18 protein-coding genes are annotated in these 17504 nt (G+C 41.7%); 10 read left to right on the top strand and 8 right to left on the bottom strand.

Annotation, left to right across the window (positions count from 1 at the left end; genetic code table 11):
* Positions 1-43 precede the first annotated feature (43 nt).
* Positions 44-1279 carry an FIST signal transduction protein gene (locus CDG77_RS29175; RefSeq protein ID WP_094332748.1) on the bottom strand — a complete coding sequence of 412 codons (1236 nt, stop codon included), beginning with the start codon at positions 1277-1279 and terminating at the stop codon, positions 44-46.
* Between the two features lie 370 nt (positions 1280-1649).
* Between CDG77_RS29175 and CDG77_RS29170 the strand changes: the two genes are divergently transcribed.
* The 7 genes from CDG77_RS29170 (at position 1650) to CDG77_RS29140 (ending at position 8116) form a co-directional block, all read left to right on the top strand.
* Positions 1650-1895 carry a Calvin cycle protein CP12 gene (locus CDG77_RS29170; protein WP_094332745.1) on the top strand — a complete coding sequence of 82 codons (246 nt, stop codon included), beginning with the start codon at positions 1650-1652 and terminating at the stop codon, positions 1893-1895.
* 360 nt (positions 1896-2255) lie between these two features.
* Positions 2256-2852, top strand: coding sequence for a DUF3177 family protein (locus tag CDG77_RS29165; RefSeq protein ID WP_094332744.1), 597 nt, complete (start codon positions 2256-2258; stop codon positions 2850-2852).
* A 36-nt stretch (positions 2853-2888) separates the two neighbouring features.
* Positions 2889-3185, top strand: a complete 297-nt coding sequence (locus tag CDG77_RS29160; RefSeq protein WP_094332743.1) for a DUF7734 family protein — start codon at positions 2889-2891, stop codon at positions 3183-3185.
* Positions 3186-3352: 167 nt separating this feature from the next.
* Positions 3353-3847: a hypothetical protein gene (locus CDG77_RS29155; protein ID WP_094332742.1), complete on the top strand. Its 495-nt coding sequence runs from the start codon at positions 3353-3355 to the stop codon at positions 3845-3847.
* Positions 3848-3908: 61 nt separating this feature from the next.
* Positions 3909-5024 (top strand): cobalt-precorrin-5B (C(1))-methyltransferase CbiD, encoded by a 1116-nt coding sequence (gene cbiD, locus CDG77_RS29150; RefSeq protein WP_094332741.1) that lies wholly within the window; start codon positions 3909-3911, stop codon positions 5022-5024.
* Between the two features lie 224 nt (positions 5025-5248).
* The gene (guaA, locus tag CDG77_RS29145) at positions 5249-6871 is read left to right on the top strand and encodes a glutamine-hydrolyzing GMP synthase (RefSeq protein ID WP_094332740.1); all 1623 of its coding nucleotides are present in this window, start codon (positions 5249-5251) and stop codon (positions 6869-6871) included.
* A gap of 840 nt (positions 6872-7711) precedes the next feature.
* Positions 7712-8116, top strand: a complete 405-nt coding sequence (locus tag CDG77_RS29140) for a response regulator (protein WP_094332747.1) — start codon at positions 7712-7714, stop codon at positions 8114-8116.
* 62 nt (positions 8117-8178) lie between these two features.
* Here the strand turns inward: CDG77_RS29140 and CDG77_RS29135 are convergent, their stop codons facing one another.
* Positions 8179-9084 carry a cation diffusion facilitator family transporter gene (locus tag CDG77_RS29135; protein ID WP_094332739.1) on the bottom strand — a complete coding sequence of 302 codons (906 nt, stop codon included), beginning with the start codon at positions 9082-9084 and terminating at the stop codon, positions 8179-8181.
* Positions 9085-9703: 619 nt separating this feature from the next.
* Between CDG77_RS29135 and CDG77_RS29130 the strand changes: the two genes are divergently transcribed.
* A complete protein-coding gene (locus CDG77_RS29130; RefSeq protein ID WP_094332738.1) occupies positions 9704-10450 on the top strand; it encodes a 3-oxoacyl-ACP reductase family protein in 747 nt (248 codons plus the stop codon).
* A gap of 171 nt (positions 10451-10621) precedes the next feature.
* The gene (locus CDG77_RS29125; RefSeq protein WP_094332737.1) at positions 10622-10975 is read left to right on the top strand and encodes a hypothetical protein; all 354 of its coding nucleotides are present in this window, start codon (positions 10622-10624) and stop codon (positions 10973-10975) included.
* 483 nt (positions 10976-11458) lie between these two features.
* On the opposite strand, the gene CDG77_RS29120 is transcribed toward CDG77_RS29125, so the two are convergent.
* The 3 genes from CDG77_RS29120 to CDG77_RS29110 all read right to left on the bottom strand — a co-directional run bounded on the left by CDG77_RS29120 (position 11459) and on the right by CDG77_RS29110 (position 13389).
* Positions 11459-11695: a DUF4327 family protein gene (locus CDG77_RS29120; protein ID WP_094332736.1), complete on the bottom strand. Its 237-nt coding sequence runs from the start codon at positions 11693-11695 to the stop codon at positions 11459-11461.
* Positions 11696-12637: 942 nt separating this feature from the next.
* The gene (rbfA, locus tag CDG77_RS29115; protein WP_094332735.1) at positions 12638-13057 is read right to left on the bottom strand and encodes a 30S ribosome-binding factor RbfA; all 420 of its coding nucleotides are present in this window, start codon (positions 13055-13057) and stop codon (positions 12638-12640) included.
* Positions 13058-13182: 125 nt separating this feature from the next.
* Positions 13183-13389, bottom strand: a complete 207-nt coding sequence (locus CDG77_RS29110; protein ID WP_094332734.1) for a DUF751 family protein — start codon at positions 13387-13389, stop codon at positions 13183-13185.
* 165 nt (positions 13390-13554) lie between these two features.
* Here CDG77_RS29110 and CDG77_RS29105 point away from each other — a divergent pair, with 165 nt between their 5' ends.
* Positions 13555-14388: a DNA adenine methylase gene (locus CDG77_RS29105; RefSeq protein ID WP_094332733.1), complete on the top strand. Its 834-nt coding sequence runs from the start codon at positions 13555-13557 to the stop codon at positions 14386-14388.
* Here CDG77_RS29105 and CDG77_RS29100 read toward each other — a convergent pair.
* The 3 genes from CDG77_RS29100 to CDG77_RS29090 form a co-directional block, all read right to left on the bottom strand.
* Positions 14385-14861: a PD-(D/E)XK nuclease superfamily protein gene (locus tag CDG77_RS29100; protein WP_094332732.1), complete on the bottom strand. Its 477-nt coding sequence runs from the start codon at positions 14859-14861 to the stop codon at positions 14385-14387. The genes CDG77_RS29105 and CDG77_RS29100 overlap by 4 nt on opposite strands.
* A 315-nt stretch (positions 14862-15176) precedes the next feature.
* A complete protein-coding gene (locus CDG77_RS29095) occupies positions 15177-16397 on the bottom strand; it encodes a HetZ-related protein (RefSeq protein WP_094332731.1) in 1221 nt (406 codons plus the stop codon).
* 394 nt (positions 16398-16791) lie between these two features.
* On the bottom strand, positions 16792-17451 hold the full coding sequence (locus CDG77_RS29090; RefSeq protein ID WP_094332746.1) for an L-threonylcarbamoyladenylate synthase: 660 nt from the start codon (positions 17449-17451) through the stop codon (positions 16792-16794).
* Between the last annotated feature and the right edge of the window lie 53 nt (positions 17452-17504).

Raw genomic sequence — 17504 nt, 5'->3', positions numbered from 1 at the left:
GTCCCCAATCCCCAGTCCCCAATCCCCAGTCCCTTGCCATAACTCATAACTGATTTTGGCGACAAATCCCAAATGCGGAAGTGTAGGCGTGTAAGAAGGTTCTGCCACCAACAGGGCCGATTTCACCGCCACAGAAAAAGCCGCCTACAGGAATATCGCTGAGGTAACGGCGAAATAGTTCAGAATCGAAATTCGGTTTACCATATAGCCCTTCGCCACGCCCCAGACAGGCAAACATTAAAGCAGCAACAGCAGAGGGTTCAGATTCTCGTTGAGTTTGATAACTTTGGAGGAGTAATTCTAGGTCTTCAGCAGAGGCTTCGGCATCGCGCAGGTGGAATTGCAGCCTTTGACCAGGACGAACCCGATCGCCAATTGCGATCGCCCCAGCTGCTGGATCGACCCCAAGAATACCACGAATTAAAAAGTCTCCCTGTTGCAAAGCCAGCTTAAACTCATCCATCGCCACACCAACAAACAGAGAGTGCTGTGCTAAAGTTCGTTCGTGTTCGCTCAAACTAGCAATCAAATCTCGCAATACCACTAGAGGCACTTGCTCATCTAACTCTAAGATGATATTGCGATCGGCCTTTGTAACTTGCAATGGTTTGCCAATTGGTCGGCATCCTTGAGCGACAATCGTTTCCAAAACAATATTGCCAGTCAAAGCTATACCGATAGTTCCCTCACGATGCAGGCTTTGGGATTCCTCGCCATCAGTCTCATTACAAAATAAGGCAACACGCCCACCCATACCTCCACCACTCGCCTGTCCTCCCACAATCACCGATCCTGGATATGCAAAATCTAACCCCTGCAACAAATCGTTGATTCCAGAGGCGAAAGAACTAGACAGCAATATGAACTGAGGTGTCGGTGATGCTGGCACCCCAATCAAATCAACCCAAGCATCTGGAGAACTATCTAAATCAGGTAATTCTTCAGCAACAACATGAAAAACTTGAATCTTCACCCCTGGAAGATGTGCTAAAGTCAAGCTAATAGCTGGTTCGGCTTCCAACTCTTGGGTTTCTCCGGCAACTGTCGTCCCAATCACCCCGCCACCGCTACAGCCAATTAGCACTGGTACAGAAAGTTTCTCAGCTAACAAGGGTAACAATCGGGAATACTCACTCGCAAAAGCAGACGAAATGAATACCAGTCCTAGATCCGCAGGTGCTGTTAACGATGAGACAGCTCGTTCCACCACATCTGTAACGGCGGCTTCTAAAGAATGACGGGTTGATAGGGCGTTTGCCCACTGCATTTGGTCTGCCATGAGTTTTGAGCTTCTTTCTCTTTTTGGGCTAGTAGGTTTTGGTCTTTTATTTTCGGAAAAATTGCATCCTACAAGAATTAGTGCCAGCCTTTTGTCTCCTCCATCCCAAGAAGCTGGGGTTGTCATTCCCTAATAGATGCATCTAAATATATTGTATGATTGTTTATCTATGGTACTAATTCCACAAAATCTTAAAAAATAAAGATGAATGCATTATAGATGCGGCAGTTTACTGTATTGGTTATAAATCAATAGGCTAAAGTACTAACTTATGAACTGAATGGTTAGAATAGTTAGTAATCAAGCTAAAATCTGCCATTCCTGAACTTTTTCTATACTAGTATTAACAACACACAACGAGACTAAAGCAATGACTAACATCCAAGAAACAGCAAAGAGCGGCATCCAAGAGCAAATCCAAGAAGAAGTAGAACAAGCGCGTACTGTCTGTGACATTAGCGGTAGCAGTTCACCAGAGTGTGCAGCTGCTTGGGATGCAGTAGAAGAATTGCAAGCTGAAGCTTCGCACAAGCGCCAAAGCAAGCCAAAAAATTCTCTAGAACAGTATTGTGATGACAACCCAGATGCAATTGAATGCCGAGTTTATGACGACTAGAAATTTAAATAAGTGAATTTTCTATTCGTTTGTCACCAGAGATTTAGGAAAATAAATTAAACAATTTACCATGTAATAGCTTTTCCAAAAATCTTTGCAACACATGAATTGGCTGTAGGGGCGTACATCTGTATGCCCCTACAAACGTGTTTATAGCATAAATTGTGTGAAATGGTATAAATTGAGTAGCCACTTGCTTCCACCAAGAGATTAGAGCGCAGTCTTGAGGCGAGATTTTGTGCTTTGATTAAACTGTTTGTAATATAGATAGACTACTAGCTAGCTAATAGCTTACAGTTTTGTCAGTTATGGATACTTGCTCTTAGTTAGAAATGTTTTATTTATCGTTTGAGAAAAACTATGGACTATGATATTTGGTTTCGCCCTTTCGTCTGGATTGATTACCGACTGGCAGTATTATTCCTGGTAATTATTCCGCTAATTCTTCTGATTTGGGCATTTGTGCAAAAAGTAGAAGGTATACAACGCTTATTGAGTATATATTGGAGAGTATCAAGCCTGGTGGCAATCACGATTTACTTAATGATTGCCCAATATCCAGTTAGCTTTATCTCTGGATTGATGGCTCAAATTTTGATCGTAGTTTCGCTGTGGTTCTGGGTGGATATCAACGATGAAATTGAGTATCAAACCAGTGGCGCTTTGAAATTTATTTTTACCTCTTGGCGCTGGGCTACAACTGTTTATTGTTCTTTGGGTACACTAGCCTTTATCCCATTTTTGGGTTGTGCTTTTTCTGGCAATATGATTAAGACTGCCTATTGTCGCGTCTGGTTCGAGGTTCCGTTGTTATTCAAAGAATATTTTCATGCTAATAGCAAAGCGGAGTTTTTAGGTTTTCTTGGCATAACTAGTTTAGTAATTTATGTGGTTTACTTAAGCTATTTTGTTCTGATTAAACTGGGCAAACAGGGACGTTCAGCCTCACCACAATAACTGTCGCTACGCAACCATACCCATACTTTTAAAAAAATGAATTCTATTGGTAAGCGACTGGAACAATACACCGCTAAACGCCCCCAAGAAGTCCTAATTGTAACGGTGGAAATTGCCGATGAGCAAGATACAATTGCTATTTTCAAAGGCTTTTCCAGTTCTTTGATGCGCCCAACGGCATTTGATGCAGATGTACCAGTTCTACCAGATGGGGCAAAGATCCTCAATATTGACCGAGTAGCCAGTCCTTATAATGCTGAAGCACCCCGTTATATTCAGCAAGGAATTTCTTGGGAAGCTATGGAAGCTCTATTATCAGAAGTGGGAGTCTAATTAATTCGTAATTCGTAATGACGCTCGCGGACTCGCTACCGCTATGCTAACGTAATTCGTAATTTTGCCGAAAGAGTTACTCAATTTTGTCATTTTACTAATAATTTTCTGGTGTCAATAGTTCTGCCGTCGCGCGCGGCTTGGCTGGAACCGGTAGAATAAAAAATATGAGCTACAAGATAGGCTACTTCTTCAACTATCCGCAAGATTTAGCTCAAACAGCTAAAGATATTAACGAGTGCCTGGGTTGCTCTTTGTCTCCGTATTTGGGTGACACGAACGATTTGTTTGACATATTCTTGAGCATGGAGTTCTCCTTTGGTGAAGTTGAGGGTTTCGAGAACGAGGGCGAACTTGATTTTGAAAACTTCAGATACGAAATTAATTTCAGAACTGCGGTGGGAGCGGCAAGCGCTCGTCCGATTCAGTTGCCTGCTATTGCAGCAGTCGTTTATGCTCTTTATCGTCGGCTTGGTATCACTGGTATTTTAGTTTTCGACATGCAGATTCTTATCGCTCGTTACGAGGAAAGAGATATTCCAGACTGGGGCAAAGGGCTTTACGATGTGGTGTCCGATAATCCATTCGTCGGGTTTGGCGCTCATCTCAGATTGCTGGAGCAGCGTATGCCCGATTCATGGTGCATGTACATTGACAGGTAGCGAAGCTTCGTGACGCTGCGCGATCGCTTTTGAAGAATTATTTTGACTTTTAAATTAAAAAATGTCCCGTTCTGGATACACACTCCCAGTATTTGCGTGCGCTGCTGCTGTTGCAGCTTTACATTGGTTACACGATCGCAAACCCCTAACTTTTGCCTCTGTAGATTTGATTGAACCCGCTCAAATCGCCGAAATCCCCATTGAACAGGTAGCAGGATTATCTGAGAATATAGCTTTAGCAATTACCCGCAGCGATCCTGGTGATAATCTCGATTTGACTAAAGATACACCGATTTGGGCATTGGTGGAGTGGGGAGGGGAAGATGAGGAGACGGTAATTATTAAAGGCGGGGAAGGAATTGGCAAACAGATGAATGCTGATGACAAGCCGGCTATTTACGCTTATGCTCAAAGGCTTTTAAAAGAAAACTTGCAACGGATGCTAGCACTGGGAGAAAAAATTACGGTGACAATTATTCTACCCGAAGGGCGATCGCTAGCTGTTCGGACTTCAAATTCTGCTTTTGGTGTGGTTGAAGGACTTTCGCTTTTAGGCACAACAGGTATTTCTCAACCTTTAAGTACGCCAGATCAGCTTGCAGTTTTTCGGGCGGAATTACAAAATAAAGCCAGTCGTTTTGAGACTTTAGTATTTTGTATCGGCGAGAATGGCCTAGATTTGGCGCGTAAACTAGGGATTAATCCCGAACAATTGGTCAAAACTGCTAACTGGCTTGGCCCAATGTTGGTAGAAGCTGATGTGCTAGGTGTGAAAGAAATTTTACTATTTGGCTATCACGGGAAGTTGATGAAGCTGGCGGGGGGAATTTTTCACACTCATCACTACTTAGCTGATGGACGGCGAGAAATTTTGGCAGCGCACTGTGCGATCGCAGGTTTAAAATCACCAGATATCCAAGTTGTGTTTAACAGTGCTACCGCCGAAGCAGCATTAACATACCTAAAATCGCTAGATGCTGCAACTGGTAGTGATTGGGTAAATCAAGTTTACAGTGCGATCGCCGAAACCATCGATATTCGTTCTCAAGAATATATCCAAAGCCATAGCGAAAGTGGCACAGCAGGTACAGTCTGTGGCTCGGTTATGTTCGATCGCGATCGCAAAATTATCGTGAAGAGTAAAACTGCTGGTCTGTTGGTGGGAAAATTATGTTAATTTATTATGAATAATCGTAAACAATTCAAATAAATAATCTTTTAAGTAACCACTCTAGGGTAAGTTTATCGTTCTAATACCGTCTCCGACTTCGGGACTAGACAAACGCACATAACCTCGCGTTTGTCTAGGGCTTCTCTACCATTATCAGCCTAACCAGGCTGAATAATAGCATCACTATAGACCGCAAAGCATCTACCCTTAACAGACATAACACTCCCGTCATGAATACAGTGGTGACTCTACCAACAGAACAAGCGCCCCAAACATTAGAAAATGTTGGGCGGCTCGATCGCCAATTGATTGTAATTCTGGACTTCGGCTCTCAATATTCTGAATTGATTGCCCGTCGCATCCGCGAAACTCAAGTATACTCTGAAGTTTTATCCTATCGCACTACTTCTGAACAATTGCGCCAACTCAATCCCAAGGGAGTCATCCTCTCTGGTGGGCCGAGTTCGGTTTATGGTGATAACGCTCCCCATTGTGACCCAGAAATCTGGAATTTGGGAATACCCATTTTGGGTGTTTGCTATGGGATGCAGTTAATGGTAAACCAACTCGGTGGAGAAGTCGCAAAGGCTGACCGAGGTGAGTACGGCAAAGCATCATTATATATTGACGATCCCACAGATTTACTTACTAACGTCGAAGATGGCACTACTATGTGGATGAGTCACGGAGACTCAGTTACCCAAATGCCATCAGGTTTTGAATTACTGGCACATACAGAAAATACACCCTGTGCTGCGATCGCCGATCACGAAAAGAAACTTTACGGGGTTCAATTCCATCCAGAGGTAGTGCATTCTCTTGGGGGGATAGCATTAATCCGTAATTTTGTCTACCATATCTGCGATTGCGAACCTACTTGGACAACTGCGGCTTTTGTCGAAGAGGCGATTCGGGAAATTCGCACCAGAGTTGGGGAGAAGCGGGTGCTGTTGGCGCTGTCTGGGGGAGTGGATTCTTCTACCCTGGCTTTCTTGCTTTATAAAGCCATTGGCGAGCAACTAACTTGCGTATTTATCGATCAAGGCTTTATGCGAAAGTATGAGCCGGAGCGATTGGTAAAGCTGTTCCAAGAGCAATTTCACATTCCTGTAGAGTATGTGAATGCCCGCGATCGCTTTTTAGCTAAAGTTGATGGTGTTACAGATCCTGAAGAAAAACGCCGCCGCATCGGACACGAGTTTATCAATGTATTTGAGGAAACATCCAAGCGCCTCGGTCACTTTGACTATCTGGCTCAAGGGACTCTTTATCCAGATGTCATCGAATCTGCTGACACCAATGTTGATCCCCAAACTGGTGAGCGGGTAGCGGTGAAAATTAAGAGTCATCACAATGTTGGCGGTTTGCCCAAAGACTTAAGATTTAAATTGGTAGAACCACTGCGGAAACTATTTAAAGATGAAGTCCGCAAAGTTGGGCGTTCCATTGGTTTACCAGAAGAAATTGTCCAACGACAACCTTTTCCTGGTCCAGGTTTGGCAATTCGTATTCTGGGGGAAGTTACATCTGAGCGGTTAAATATTTTGCGCGATGCTGATTTGATTGTGCGGCAAGAAATTAACCAACGCGGCATGTATCATGATTTCTGGCAAGCATTTGCTGTATTGTTACCAATTCGTAGTGTTGGAGTTATGGGCGATCAACGTACTTACGCTTACCCCATTGTCTTGCGAATTGTTACTAGTGAAGATGGCATGACTGCTGATTGGGCGAGAGTCCCTTACGATGTCCTGGAAGTGATTTCCACTCGAATTGTGAATGAGGTAAAAGGGGTGAATCGGGTGGTTTATGACATCACCTCTAAGCCGCCTGGAACCATTGAATGGGAATAATCGAGTTTTGTGGTTGACTTAGCTAAAAGCTCTCACTCTTGCCGATAATTCAGATTCATATATTTAAAAATGGCAATGCCGACCTGACTCATTTGGAGTTTTGGCATTGTCTATTTTTTTGGATATCGATTTGGTAAGCTATTATACATTTAACTTATATATATAGGAATCATATTTGATTACTGAAATTATCTGCGTAGGTAGGGAACTCTTAACAGAAAAGAAGGATATATAGGACTAGTATTTGATTTCTGAAAAAATCTAAGTATGTGTAGGGTGTGTTACGGCTTCCGTAACGCACCAAAACATAAAGGGTGGTGCGTTAAGCCTACGGCATAACACACCCTACGTGTATTTCAAAAATCAAATATGAGTCCTATAGATGTGTACTTAATCTTGTTCAGTAATCAAAGCGGATTCCTCTAGTTAGGGCGCTCGTGTTGCCCATTTTACAAGAGCTTGATTTAATTTATGCAGTTTAGATTTATTTAGCTTCATCGCAAAATATGAGACTTGCTAAATAAAAAATCTCTATCCAAATCGCAAGTTTTTATTAATAAAGTAGGCAGCAATTATCAAAGTGATTTTGTAACCCTAACTAGTTGTTAAAATGAAGTTTTTAAATATAACTAAATTTAAACACAAACATAAATTTATCTAGCCAATCATTATAAATACCAGTAAATAAGTAACCATCAATTAGATGGTGGCTGGACAAATTGAATTATTGTCTAGGAAAATAGGCGCGATCGCAGTAAAATTACCAAGGGTGTGGTAAAAGACAAAAACCAGCAGCTCGTTAGAAATAACTTTCATTTGATAAACATTAATGGAGATGTTATGCAACCTCTTCTCCCCCTTGCTGGCTTAAACATCCTCGTTGTTGATGATGATGACGATAGCCGTTTTTATATTACTACCGTGTTAGAAGCTGATGGAGCCACCGTTACGGCAGTTCCATCGGCGGCGGTAGCATTGAAAGTACTACCTGAGTTGCAGCCAGATATATTGATTTGTGATATTGCTATGCCTGGTGAAGATGGCTACACCTTCATCCGCAAGATTCGGGCGCTGAAACCTGATATTTGGGAAAAACTCCCTGCGATCGCCTTAACTGCTTATGGCGATAGTGAGTATCGTAGCCGTGCGCTAGAAGCTGGCTTTCAAACTCATGTGCCTAAACCAGTCGATCCAGGAGAATTGGTTGCGATCGTCGCTGATCTGGTTGCTTCTTATAAAAATTAGCGCAAAGATGCAGTGATTTGTGGGTCATTAAATCAACAGGGTGTGATTTGGAATTGCTGAGACTAGTTTGCTCCAGTTTCAAAACTAATTTGCTCAGACTTATATGCTGGTGGCTCAACGTGAATTAAAATCCTCACTGGACGGAACTTTTCTTCTAATCTGCTTTCCACTTCTTCAGTGATGTGGTGAGCCGTTTCTACGTCTGGTGCATCTACTATTAAATGCATTTCAATGAACACTTGACGACCAAGAACACCGCGAGAAGCAATATCATGACAGTTAATTACACCTGGAACAGAGGTAGCGATCGCATGGATTGCTTCTGGTGCGATCGCCATTTGATCCACAAGCCAAGGCAAATTCTCTTTTAAAACTGACCAGCCACTCCAAAATACCAACAAGGCGACAGGAAAAGCTAAGACTAAATCCATCCATTGATAACCTAGCCAAACTCCGATCAAGCCAGCAATTACAGAGATTGTCACCCAAATGTCGCTCATCGTATGGGTTGCATCAGCGATCAGAATAGAGCTACCTACCCGTCTACCTACAGCACGTTCGTAAAACGCCACAAAAATATTCACGCCCAGCACAATTAGTAATAACCACAACTCAGGTGGCGATATTCTCACAGGTTCACCACCACCTTTGAGAATTCGCTCGATTGCTCCTTGCAAAATTTCAAAACAGGCTATTCCTAAAAATGAGGCAATTCCTAAAGCTCCCACAGCTTCAAACTTACCGTGTCCGTAGGGATGCTCGCGATCGGGTTGTGGAGAAGAAAATTTACTTGCAATTAATCCTAAAACGTTGTTGGCGCTATCTGTCACACTATGCAAGGCATCAGCTAGCAAACTCAAAGAACCTGTCCAGTAGCCCACAACTGCTTTCAATCCCAATACGAACAGGTTGAGAAGTAAGGTAATAATTAAAACCTTTCGCACTTCGGCGCGGTTATCGTAAATCATAGATAATTTATCACATCAAGTTCTATGACTTCTAATGTAAAACTTAAAACATCAATAAACACAAATTAAATGTATCAAAGTCTTACGCAGTAAGAATTAAGTCTCTCTATAGGATCTATGTTTTATACTGTTTTGTTGAGATTATTTATAACTAATAACAGCTACAAGCTTTATAGCTATTAGTAATGCCTTTACAGATAGCAGCATATTTTTATCATTAATTCCATAAATATTTTAATTAATTTTGTTATTCATACATCCAGCCAGTCCAAACCGAATTGTATTCAAAGATATTATGACAATCATTAGCACTCTGTACTGACTCAGGATAAATTACGAGCTTAGGAAGTTTTATTTACTACTTTATAAAAATTTATAAAAATGATTGATTTTACGCTTCGCTGCTCAAATTGTCAAGATTTGAGCAGCGAAATCAAAAAACACTTATAGGTTTTGGAATAATTAGTAAATCTATAGGTAAGTTTTCACCTCTAAAAGTAAATTCACAAGCCAGAGAATGGGTGAACATTTGATACTCTTATGAGTTTGAGTAAGAACTTGAGCAATATAATTCCAAAGGTCAATTTTTCTCAGACGACAAGTTTCAACCACGAATACTATGAATACTAAAAAACTTACAGGTAAGGTGGCATTGGTAACAGGTGGCTCGCGCGGTCTAGGAGCAGCGATCGCTAAACGTCTCGCAGATGATGGTGCAACTGTCGCCCTCACCTACACTAGTTCGCCACAAAAAGCCGACGAGGTGGTGCTTGCCATTGAAGCAGCAGGTGGCAAAGCCTTGGCAATACGCGCCGATAGTGCCGATGTTGAAGCGGTGAAAAACGCTGTTGCCGAGACAGTCAAAGTCTTTGGTCGTCTTGACATCCTCGTGAACAATGCGGGGGTCGCCACTTTGGCCCCAATTGACCAATTCTCGATGGATGATTTCGATCGGTCGATCGCAGTTAATGTTAAGGGTGTCTTTGTGGCAACTCAGGAGGCTGTCCGCCACATGGATAAAGGCGGACGGATCGTTATGATTGGCAGTGTCAACAGTGATATCATGCCTTTTGCTGGTGGCTCCGTTTACGCTTTGACCAAAGGGGCGATCGCCAGTTTCACACGCGGTCTTGCTCGCGATCTCGGCCCTCGTGGCATCACTGTGAACAATATCCAACCCGGCCCGGTAGACACCGACATGAATCCGGCAGAAGGCCCTTTTGCCGAGAGGATGAAAAGTATGATTGCTTTGCAACGCTATGGACGAAGCGAAGAAGTTGCCGATATGGTTTCCTATCTTGCTAGTGCAGAAGCCGGTTTCATCACCGGTGCAAGCCTGAAGATTGATGGCGGCTTTGCAGCCTGATAGAGCAGAACCAAGAAAAGTCCGATCGTGTCAATCTGTCTGGCGACGACACCAGCGCCAAGGCTGGGGGCACATCCTGAAAAAAGTTGGCTTCACCGCCGTCGATCTCGGCGGCTTCGTCTCTTCTTCCGGTAAGATTAGTACTTATCAATAAGCTTTAATAAAAAACTTATGTCTTCAATTCCTCTAACATTGAACCTAATTGAAGGTTCTGTCTCCTTCAGTTTTTCACCCCAAGCAGCACAAGAATTAAAGACAGCGACAGATCAACTCATGGATCGACTGAAAGCTGTCGCCGCAAAACCCACTCCTGGCGGCGGTAGAGTCACTCCCCAGCCTCCAATGGAATATTGTTATACAGGTGAAGTATTTTTAGAGATTTTCTGTAATCCTAATATTTGGCCAACGCCTTTTGCAGCCAAAGTTTTGCTGACTGTCCGCAACATCAACATTCGCTTGACTACTGAAGCTGAACTTACTCGTATTATTGAAGACATTAATCAATATTTAGAGCAAGTTGGATAATAGTTTAATAATTTTTCTATGCTTTTCGAGATTTTTTAACAAATAATCTTATACAAATTTGGGATTTTGCGAAAATTCCCTTGATTGTCGCAACTGGTGTCGGTTAGCCCGACTTCGCAAACTTCTCAAAACGAGTTTTGGCTTTGAAAAGCAGGCGATGCGATGAATTGCGAGTCAAAAGTGAAGTTCCTACACTTCTATCAGACAGATCGATGTAGGAGCTTCACCGAATTTACACACCAGACTCAAGCTTTGCACCAAAAGATGTACAGAAAAAATGCTTCTGATGCCTTCTTTAACTTGAGAATTTGTCTAAATTCAGACTCCAATACTTTTGTGTTAATGAAAGACGCAAGATTCTATATGGGGCAATGCCGATCAAAAACCAGAGATTATCCCCTAGATTGGGCGTAGGATCGTTGACTGTGACATCCACACATCGAAAATAAACTCCCAATCCCAAACCCGAAATCAAACATTGATTTAGTCGTTGTCCCACTGTTCCCGACCAATTAGGTCGCCAATGCGATCGCGTAACAAAAAGTCACATTTCTCTAATTCACATTCAACGCAAACCCACTCTCTGGCTGGAATATATTGGCAAAGGCTATATATTGGCTGTTGTCGGCTAACCATTCCCTTTTGCACGAGTCGGCGTGCTTCGTCTTGAATCAGATCGAGAGAGTAGTAATTGATAGAAGGCACCGTATTCACACTCATGTTTTTTACTCACAAATTAACACTTACGATAGTGTTCCCGTTAATAATTAGGAACAAACATTACAGAAATTAGACTTGTGGCTAGGATTTTGTAGTTTGCTATACGGAACTATTTTTATTTTGACGCTACATATCCTGAAATTATCTCAAGAAATGTTAAGAAAGTCAACGAATCCTGACATTTGGCAAAAATCCGCTTTACAAAAAAAATTCCGAGTAGTTAACTTAACCTGCTATGGCGACTGTATGATTTTTATGCAACAAGTCTAAAAGTCTTGCCATTACTGTATTTAGGCAATATTTGGTGGCTCTTTTTCAGGAGGGGTCTCTCTTACAAAGTTGCTCCTCTTGGGGAGACCCCAAGACCGCACTTTGCGCTGAATCCTATAAGTGAAAAAACCTTCTGCCTCCTGCCTCCTGCCTCCTTCAACTTAGGTAAACAACACAAGAACCTTTGTCAGATACTAGGGTATAAACTGTTGCAAAACATAACGGCTAAAGTACACTACGAAAGCTTTTATTCTGACATCTGTTAACAATTTCTTAAGTAAGGTTATGTACACTTAGTTATTTTTCGCACTGAAAAATACAGTTTTCTTTTGAAAAACATCTTTAAAAGGCAAAAGGAGGAAACCAGTTGAGATTTGACTCCTACGCTTCCCTGCGGGACGCTATGCGAACGACAAAGCTAAAGCTCTGTTACCACTGACTTGAAGCCACTGTTGCGTTAGCTTCTGGCAAGGTACAAGAATTCGGTGGAGGTCTTTAAACCCTTGTTCCTTAACATTGACCAAGGCAAACAAAAAGCATGTAGATGCAACTACCGATCGCTGAAGTAGGTTATGGTTACATTAAAACAGACGCGATCTAGTCACGTCTGTAAACTGTTTGGCGGATTTGCTGAGATTAATTGTTCTGAAGTTACATTGTTGTTTTAGTTACTTATTCGGAGAATTCCCGATCGTTTTGATCGGTGCTGTCTTCTCCTGGAAGCAGATTTTCTGGTGGACGATCGTGATTGAGTTGGCTTAGTAGTGCCAGTACCTTGTTACCGCGTTCTATGGAGCGATCTTCGAGAAAAATGACTTCTGGTGTGCGACGTAGCCTTACCCGCGCCCCAAGTTCGCTGCGGACATAACCCGTGGCTGACTTTAAGCCTGCCATTGTTTCTACCTTAGCTTCATCTGTACCATAGATACTGACGTAGATTTTGGCGTGTTGGAGATCGCCAGAAACATCAACATCAGTAACACTTACCATTCCTGTACCCACACGGTCATCCTTAATGCCGTTGAGCAGCATTTGGCTCACTTCCCGTTTGATCAATTCAGCAACGCGGGAAACCCGGCGATTTGTAGCCATAAAAATTTCGCCTCCTGACAGAGGTTGTACGACAAAAAAATAGATGTAAGTTGGCTAGACAGTATTTAGCGCGATCAACGCCAAGAACAACCGTCTGTGAGCTATAGCACCGATATAGCGCTAGTCTAGATTGCACTTAAACCGAGCATTGCCCGTAGGGTGAAAGTAAGGAAGACTAGGCTGCTCACAAATAAACCCAAGATGGCGATCAAGGTAACAGGGCGCTTCAATAGTGGCACTAATGGCTCAAAAGTGTTCAAAAACAGCCCTAAGACGATAGTAATTAAGTACCGGGGGTAGCGAAAGACGTTATCCCAAAATCCGTCAAACATTTGAATCTAAACTGCCTTGTTATATACTTACGTTTGTTTTGATATGCTTTATCCACTTAATTGTAATCTATGCAGCCGGAAAATTAGCCAGCTAATATAAAATATAGCTTGTCGGTTATATTGGCTTTATTTAGTCACGATTATTTTCAGTTAAATCGCAAGTAAATGGTAATTCAAATTCCCAAGGAAACTAGCCCGCGTCCATTTTTGAAGTGGGCAGGGGGTAAAAGTAGATTAATACAACAATATATTCCTTATTTTCCCAAGAGTTATAAAAATTACTATGAGCCATTTTTAGGCGGTGGTGCTGTTTTTTTCTATCTCCAACCAAACATAGCAACTTTGACTGATATAAATGCCGAATTAATTAATACTTATTGTTGTGTTACATGTCATGCTGATGAATTAATTTTTCTATTGAAAGAGCATAAGTATCGGCATAATAAAGATTATTATTATAGTGTCAGAAACCACTCTGATGGTACAGATATAGAAAAAGCGGCTCGTCTAATTTATCTTAATAAAACTTGTTTTAATGGTCTTTATCGAGTCAACTCACAGGGAAAGTTCAATGTGCCTTTAGGCAGATATGAAAATCCTAATATTTGTTCTGAGGTTTTACTAAAAGCAGCATCAGAAGCGCTTTCTCATGCAGAAATTAAACAAGCAGATTTTACAGAAGTCCTAAATCATGCAACTAGCAGTGATGACTTTGTATTTTTTGACCCACCCTATTATCCTATCAGTGACACTAGCTATTTCACTGCTTATAGTCAAAATTGTTTTAGTAAAAAAGACCAAGAACTCTTAAGAGATACTTGTGCAGAGTTAGCAAATCGTGGTGTCAAGGTTATGGTGTGTAATTCTGATAGTGAATTTATTAGAAATATTTATAAAGATATCAACTTTGAAACTTATAAAATAAAAGCAGCCCGCTCGATTAACTCCAATATAAAAAATAGAGGGATGATTGACGAACTATTAATTACATCCTTTTAAAGATTTTTATTTGCCCAAGCAATAAATCTGTCTAAGCTGTAAACTGCTAATAAATTATGGTTATCATTAACTCTTGCTTTTAGCCATTTGCTTGCGCCTTCTCGCATACCTTCCCCGCCTAAAATGACGATAGTTGGTGCAGGGTAATAGTTCTGGATGTTCATGTTCAAGTAAGGAAATTTTTCATCAACAGAACCTGGGCTTTCTTGCCATTTACACTCAAAAATTAAACCAGATGGCATAGCCGATGAGCCAACAACATAAAAATCAACCTTCAAATCGGTATGATAAATTCCAGTCCCAATATAAACTTCTTTTCCATAACGTTTTGGTAATAAAGCAGCATTCAGTATAAATTCTTTTGGGACATAGTTACCGACTTGAAAATAATTATGCCCATTTAAGATTGCTTCTACATTTCCTTCTAAAATATTCCCAGACTTATTTGCCCGTCCGCCTTGAGTCAGAGCCATCCTCAATCCCTCTGCCAAAAGTCCTGTTTATTATAGGATTTCACAGAAGTAGTAAAAAAGGGTCAGTTGCTTAATATGAATTTTTTATTTTGACTAAACAAGGTTGGATTAATGGGTAAAAAATCTGAGAGTTTGGTACTCTTGTACTAAACAAATACAAATGTATTAATAATTGGGGTAAGAAACTAGTTACTAATTCAGGGAGTATAAAAGGAATGGAATTTCCCTTTTCTTTTTGTCCCTTAAACTTTTTTCTAACCTCTCTAAATAACTGGGAATTTAGCTTGGATAAATTTTAGTTATTTCACCTCAACTTCAACCGGTCTGTGCCTCAGTATGACCGTTGCGGATAGACCATGCTAGTTCTAACAGTTGAGTCCAGCGCTTTTGTAACTGTTTGGGGGTGCATTTGATGGTTTTAGCGATCGCTTGGTCAGTTTGTCTTGCAGTTTTTAACTGTAATATTTGCTGTTGTTGTTCTGTGAGTTGATTGACAAAAATATCCCACTGCTGGGAAGATAAACCCAATTTTTGCTCTAAACCTGCGCCTAACCATTGATGTACTAATTGCCAATGGTGTTGTTTAGCAAACTTTTCTACGTGATATTTAAACCGTTGTTGGAGATAATCGCGCTGACGGCTGGTTAAACCGAGAATTTGGTCAATTTCTGGGGCTGAGAGGTCTTGAAGTTTCAAGCTGAGGTAGTTCATACAATCAGATTGACCTTGAGACTCCAGATATTTCATCAACTCAGTGATGACGCGATCGCGTTCTGATTCTTCAGATGGGTCAAAATTAGTTTGGGCAATCATCTGCGATCGCAGCTGTTGCACCGCCGAGTTACGCTGGTAAGATTCTGCTTCTTCACCCTTAGCTGACTCTACCGCCATTTCAATATCCACAGTAGTCTCTTGGGGCTGACGACGAGCAAAACCTTGGGCGCGTAAGATAATCAATTGCTGATTTGCACCACCAGGTAAATTGATACGGCGTTTGGCGTACTGTTCTGTAAAGGCCATGTATTCAGCTAATTGTAGCTGAGTCCGCGGTGTGTGATCGTTAGGTAGTTCGTTTTCTCTGCGGAAAGCTTTGATAGCTTCGATATAAAATGCTTGTAAAAAATCTTCAATTAGGCTGTAACGAGCATCAAAACCCAACTCAGAGCCTGATATAGTTACATGACGGTAAACCATAGCACCCAAATTGCTATGTAATTCCACCCGTCCTTGTTTGGAACCTAGTTGGTAGTAACGTAAGCACTTTTGCATCCGATGCCTTCCCAACGTAATCTGCCAGGATTTGATTTGCCCAGATGTTTGGATACGCGAGCTTTTGTCACAAATGCGTTCTACTTCTACGGCTATGCGGTTTGCTAAAGCTTCTACGCACCTGGGTGCTGCTTTCACTTGTGCTTGCATTTCCTGACACAGCAATTCAATTAAGGTTTCGCTGCTGCTGTCTGAAAATTCTTCGGTCGAAAGGTGGTTATTAAAAATAGGTGTAGAGTTTGGTAGATTAACGACGTTAGCTTTCATGACTTTTCCAGGGAGTAGTATTGCACCGTAATTACAACGCAGAGACAGCGATCAAGGCTAGCCTTGGCTGGAGAATCTTTGGGCATTCATCCATTAAGATTTGCCGCATATAATGCTCACATCTAAAGCTCATATATAAAACTGTAGGAAATACGACAGAGTTACAGTTATGGCAATGTGTCGGTTTTTTCACAAGCCGCCACATTGACGTGGGGACACAAGTACCCACATTTTCTCAAAGTTGTCAAATCTCTTGCTGTATCGACTGTTACACCATCCTGTTATTGCATCTGTGCCCGTCGTAGACATCGCGTTTAAATATGACAATTTAAAAACTGGAGTCACTTCGATCGCAATTTCCGAAACGGAGAGGTGTGCCTGTGAAGTTTCATTCTTATACCCATGCTGCTGCTGCTTCCCAACCTAAACCCCTCCGTATAATTGCTGCTTCGTCTCCCGTCATATCCAAAATCGTAGATACTTCATAAGTAGGTTCTTCGCCAGTGTCTACAATTATGTCTACCAACTTATCCAAACGGTCAAATAGCTCTACCCGTGACTGAACAGTTTCTGGATCTATCCGAATCATCCCATTCTCTGCTTCATCTGCTGGCAGATGTGCTGAAGTTGAAATAATTGGATTACCCAAAGCTGCCAGCAACTCCAAACACACAGTATGGTTTGGGACTCTAATTCCAGTACTTTTCCGCTTGGGGCTTTGCACCAATCGCGGTACTAATTTAGTTGCTGGGAGCAAAAACGTGTATGGCCCTGGAATCAGGCGTTTCATAATCCGATAGGCTGTGTCACTTACGAAGGCATAAGTTGCCACATTTGAAAGCGAGGGACATAAAAATGTCAGTGGTTTATCATTTGCTAGCTGTTTAATTTGCCGCACTCGTTCTACCGCCGACTTAGCATTCAAATCACAACCGATCGCATAAACTGTATCAGTAGGGTAAAGCATGACTGCGCCACTAGAAAGCGCCGACTTTATTTCCTCTATTCGTCGCATTTGAGGATTATCCGGATGAACTGAGAAAATTTTTGCCATAACTCGGTGAGTGGGGAGTGGGGGAGATGAGGGAGATGAGGGAGCAGGGGGAG

The organism is Nostoc sp. 'Peltigera membranacea cyanobiont' 213 (assembly GCF_002245975.1).
Lineage (GTDB): Bacteria > Cyanobacteriota > Cyanobacteriia > Cyanobacteriales > Nostocaceae > Nostoc.
Note: the sequence above shows the minus strand (reverse complement) of the source record. Positions and strands in the feature narration are given on the sequence as shown.

What these genes read in the sequence shown, in the direction of transcription:
- CDG77_RS29175 (WP_094332748.1), bottom strand. Translation starts at nt 1,279, where the DNA reads ATGGCAGACCAAATGCAGTGGGCAAACGCCCTATCAACCCGTCATTCT.
- CDG77_RS29170 (WP_094332745.1), top strand. Translation starts at nt 1,650, where the DNA reads ATGACTAACATCCAAGAAACAGCAAAGAGCGGCATCCAAGAGCAAATC.
- CDG77_RS29165 (WP_094332744.1), top strand. Translation starts at nt 2,256, where the DNA reads ATGGACTATGATATTTGGTTTCGCCCTTTCGTCTGGATTGATTACCGA.
- CDG77_RS29160 (WP_094332743.1), top strand. Translation starts at nt 2,889, where the DNA reads ATGAATTCTATTGGTAAGCGACTGGAACAATACACCGCTAAACGCCCC.
- CDG77_RS29155 (WP_094332742.1), top strand. Translation starts at nt 3,353, where the DNA reads ATGAGCTACAAGATAGGCTACTTCTTCAACTATCCGCAAGATTTAGCT.
- cbiD (WP_094332741.1), top strand. Translation starts at nt 3,909, where the DNA reads ATGTCCCGTTCTGGATACACACTCCCAGTATTTGCGTGCGCTGCTGCT.
- guaA (WP_094332740.1), top strand. Translation starts at nt 5,249, where the DNA reads ATGAATACAGTGGTGACTCTACCAACAGAACAAGCGCCCCAAACATTA.
- CDG77_RS29140 (WP_094332747.1), top strand. Translation starts at nt 7,712, where the DNA reads ATGCAACCTCTTCTCCCCCTTGCTGGCTTAAACATCCTCGTTGTTGAT.
- CDG77_RS29135 (WP_094332739.1), bottom strand. Translation starts at nt 9,084, where the DNA reads ATGATTTACGATAACCGCGCCGAAGTGCGAAAGGTTTTAATTATTACC.
- CDG77_RS29130 (WP_094332738.1), top strand. Translation starts at nt 9,704, where the DNA reads ATGAATACTAAAAAACTTACAGGTAAGGTGGCATTGGTAACAGGTGGC.
- CDG77_RS29125 (WP_094332737.1), top strand. Translation starts at nt 10,622, where the DNA reads ATGTCTTCAATTCCTCTAACATTGAACCTAATTGAAGGTTCTGTCTCC.
- CDG77_RS29120 (WP_094332736.1), bottom strand. Translation starts at nt 11,695, where the DNA reads ATGAGTGTGAATACGGTGCCTTCTATCAATTACTACTCTCTCGATCTG.
- rbfA (WP_094332735.1), bottom strand. Translation starts at nt 13,057, where the DNA reads ATGGCTACAAATCGCCGGGTTTCCCGCGTTGCTGAATTGATCAAACGG.
- CDG77_RS29110 (WP_094332734.1), bottom strand. Translation starts at nt 13,389, where the DNA reads ATGTTTGACGGATTTTGGGATAACGTCTTTCGCTACCCCCGGTACTTA.
- CDG77_RS29105 (WP_094332733.1), top strand. Translation starts at nt 13,555, where the DNA reads ATGGTAATTCAAATTCCCAAGGAAACTAGCCCGCGTCCATTTTTGAAG.
- CDG77_RS29100 (WP_094332732.1), bottom strand. Translation starts at nt 14,861, where the DNA reads ATGGCTCTGACTCAAGGCGGACGGGCAAATAAGTCTGGGAATATTTTA.
- CDG77_RS29095 (WP_094332731.1), bottom strand. Translation starts at nt 16,397, where the DNA reads ATGAAAGCTAACGTCGTTAATCTACCAAACTCTACACCTATTTTTAAT.
- CDG77_RS29090 (WP_094332746.1), bottom strand. Translation starts at nt 17,451, where the DNA reads ATGGCAAAAATTTTCTCAGTTCATCCGGATAATCCTCAAATGCGACGA.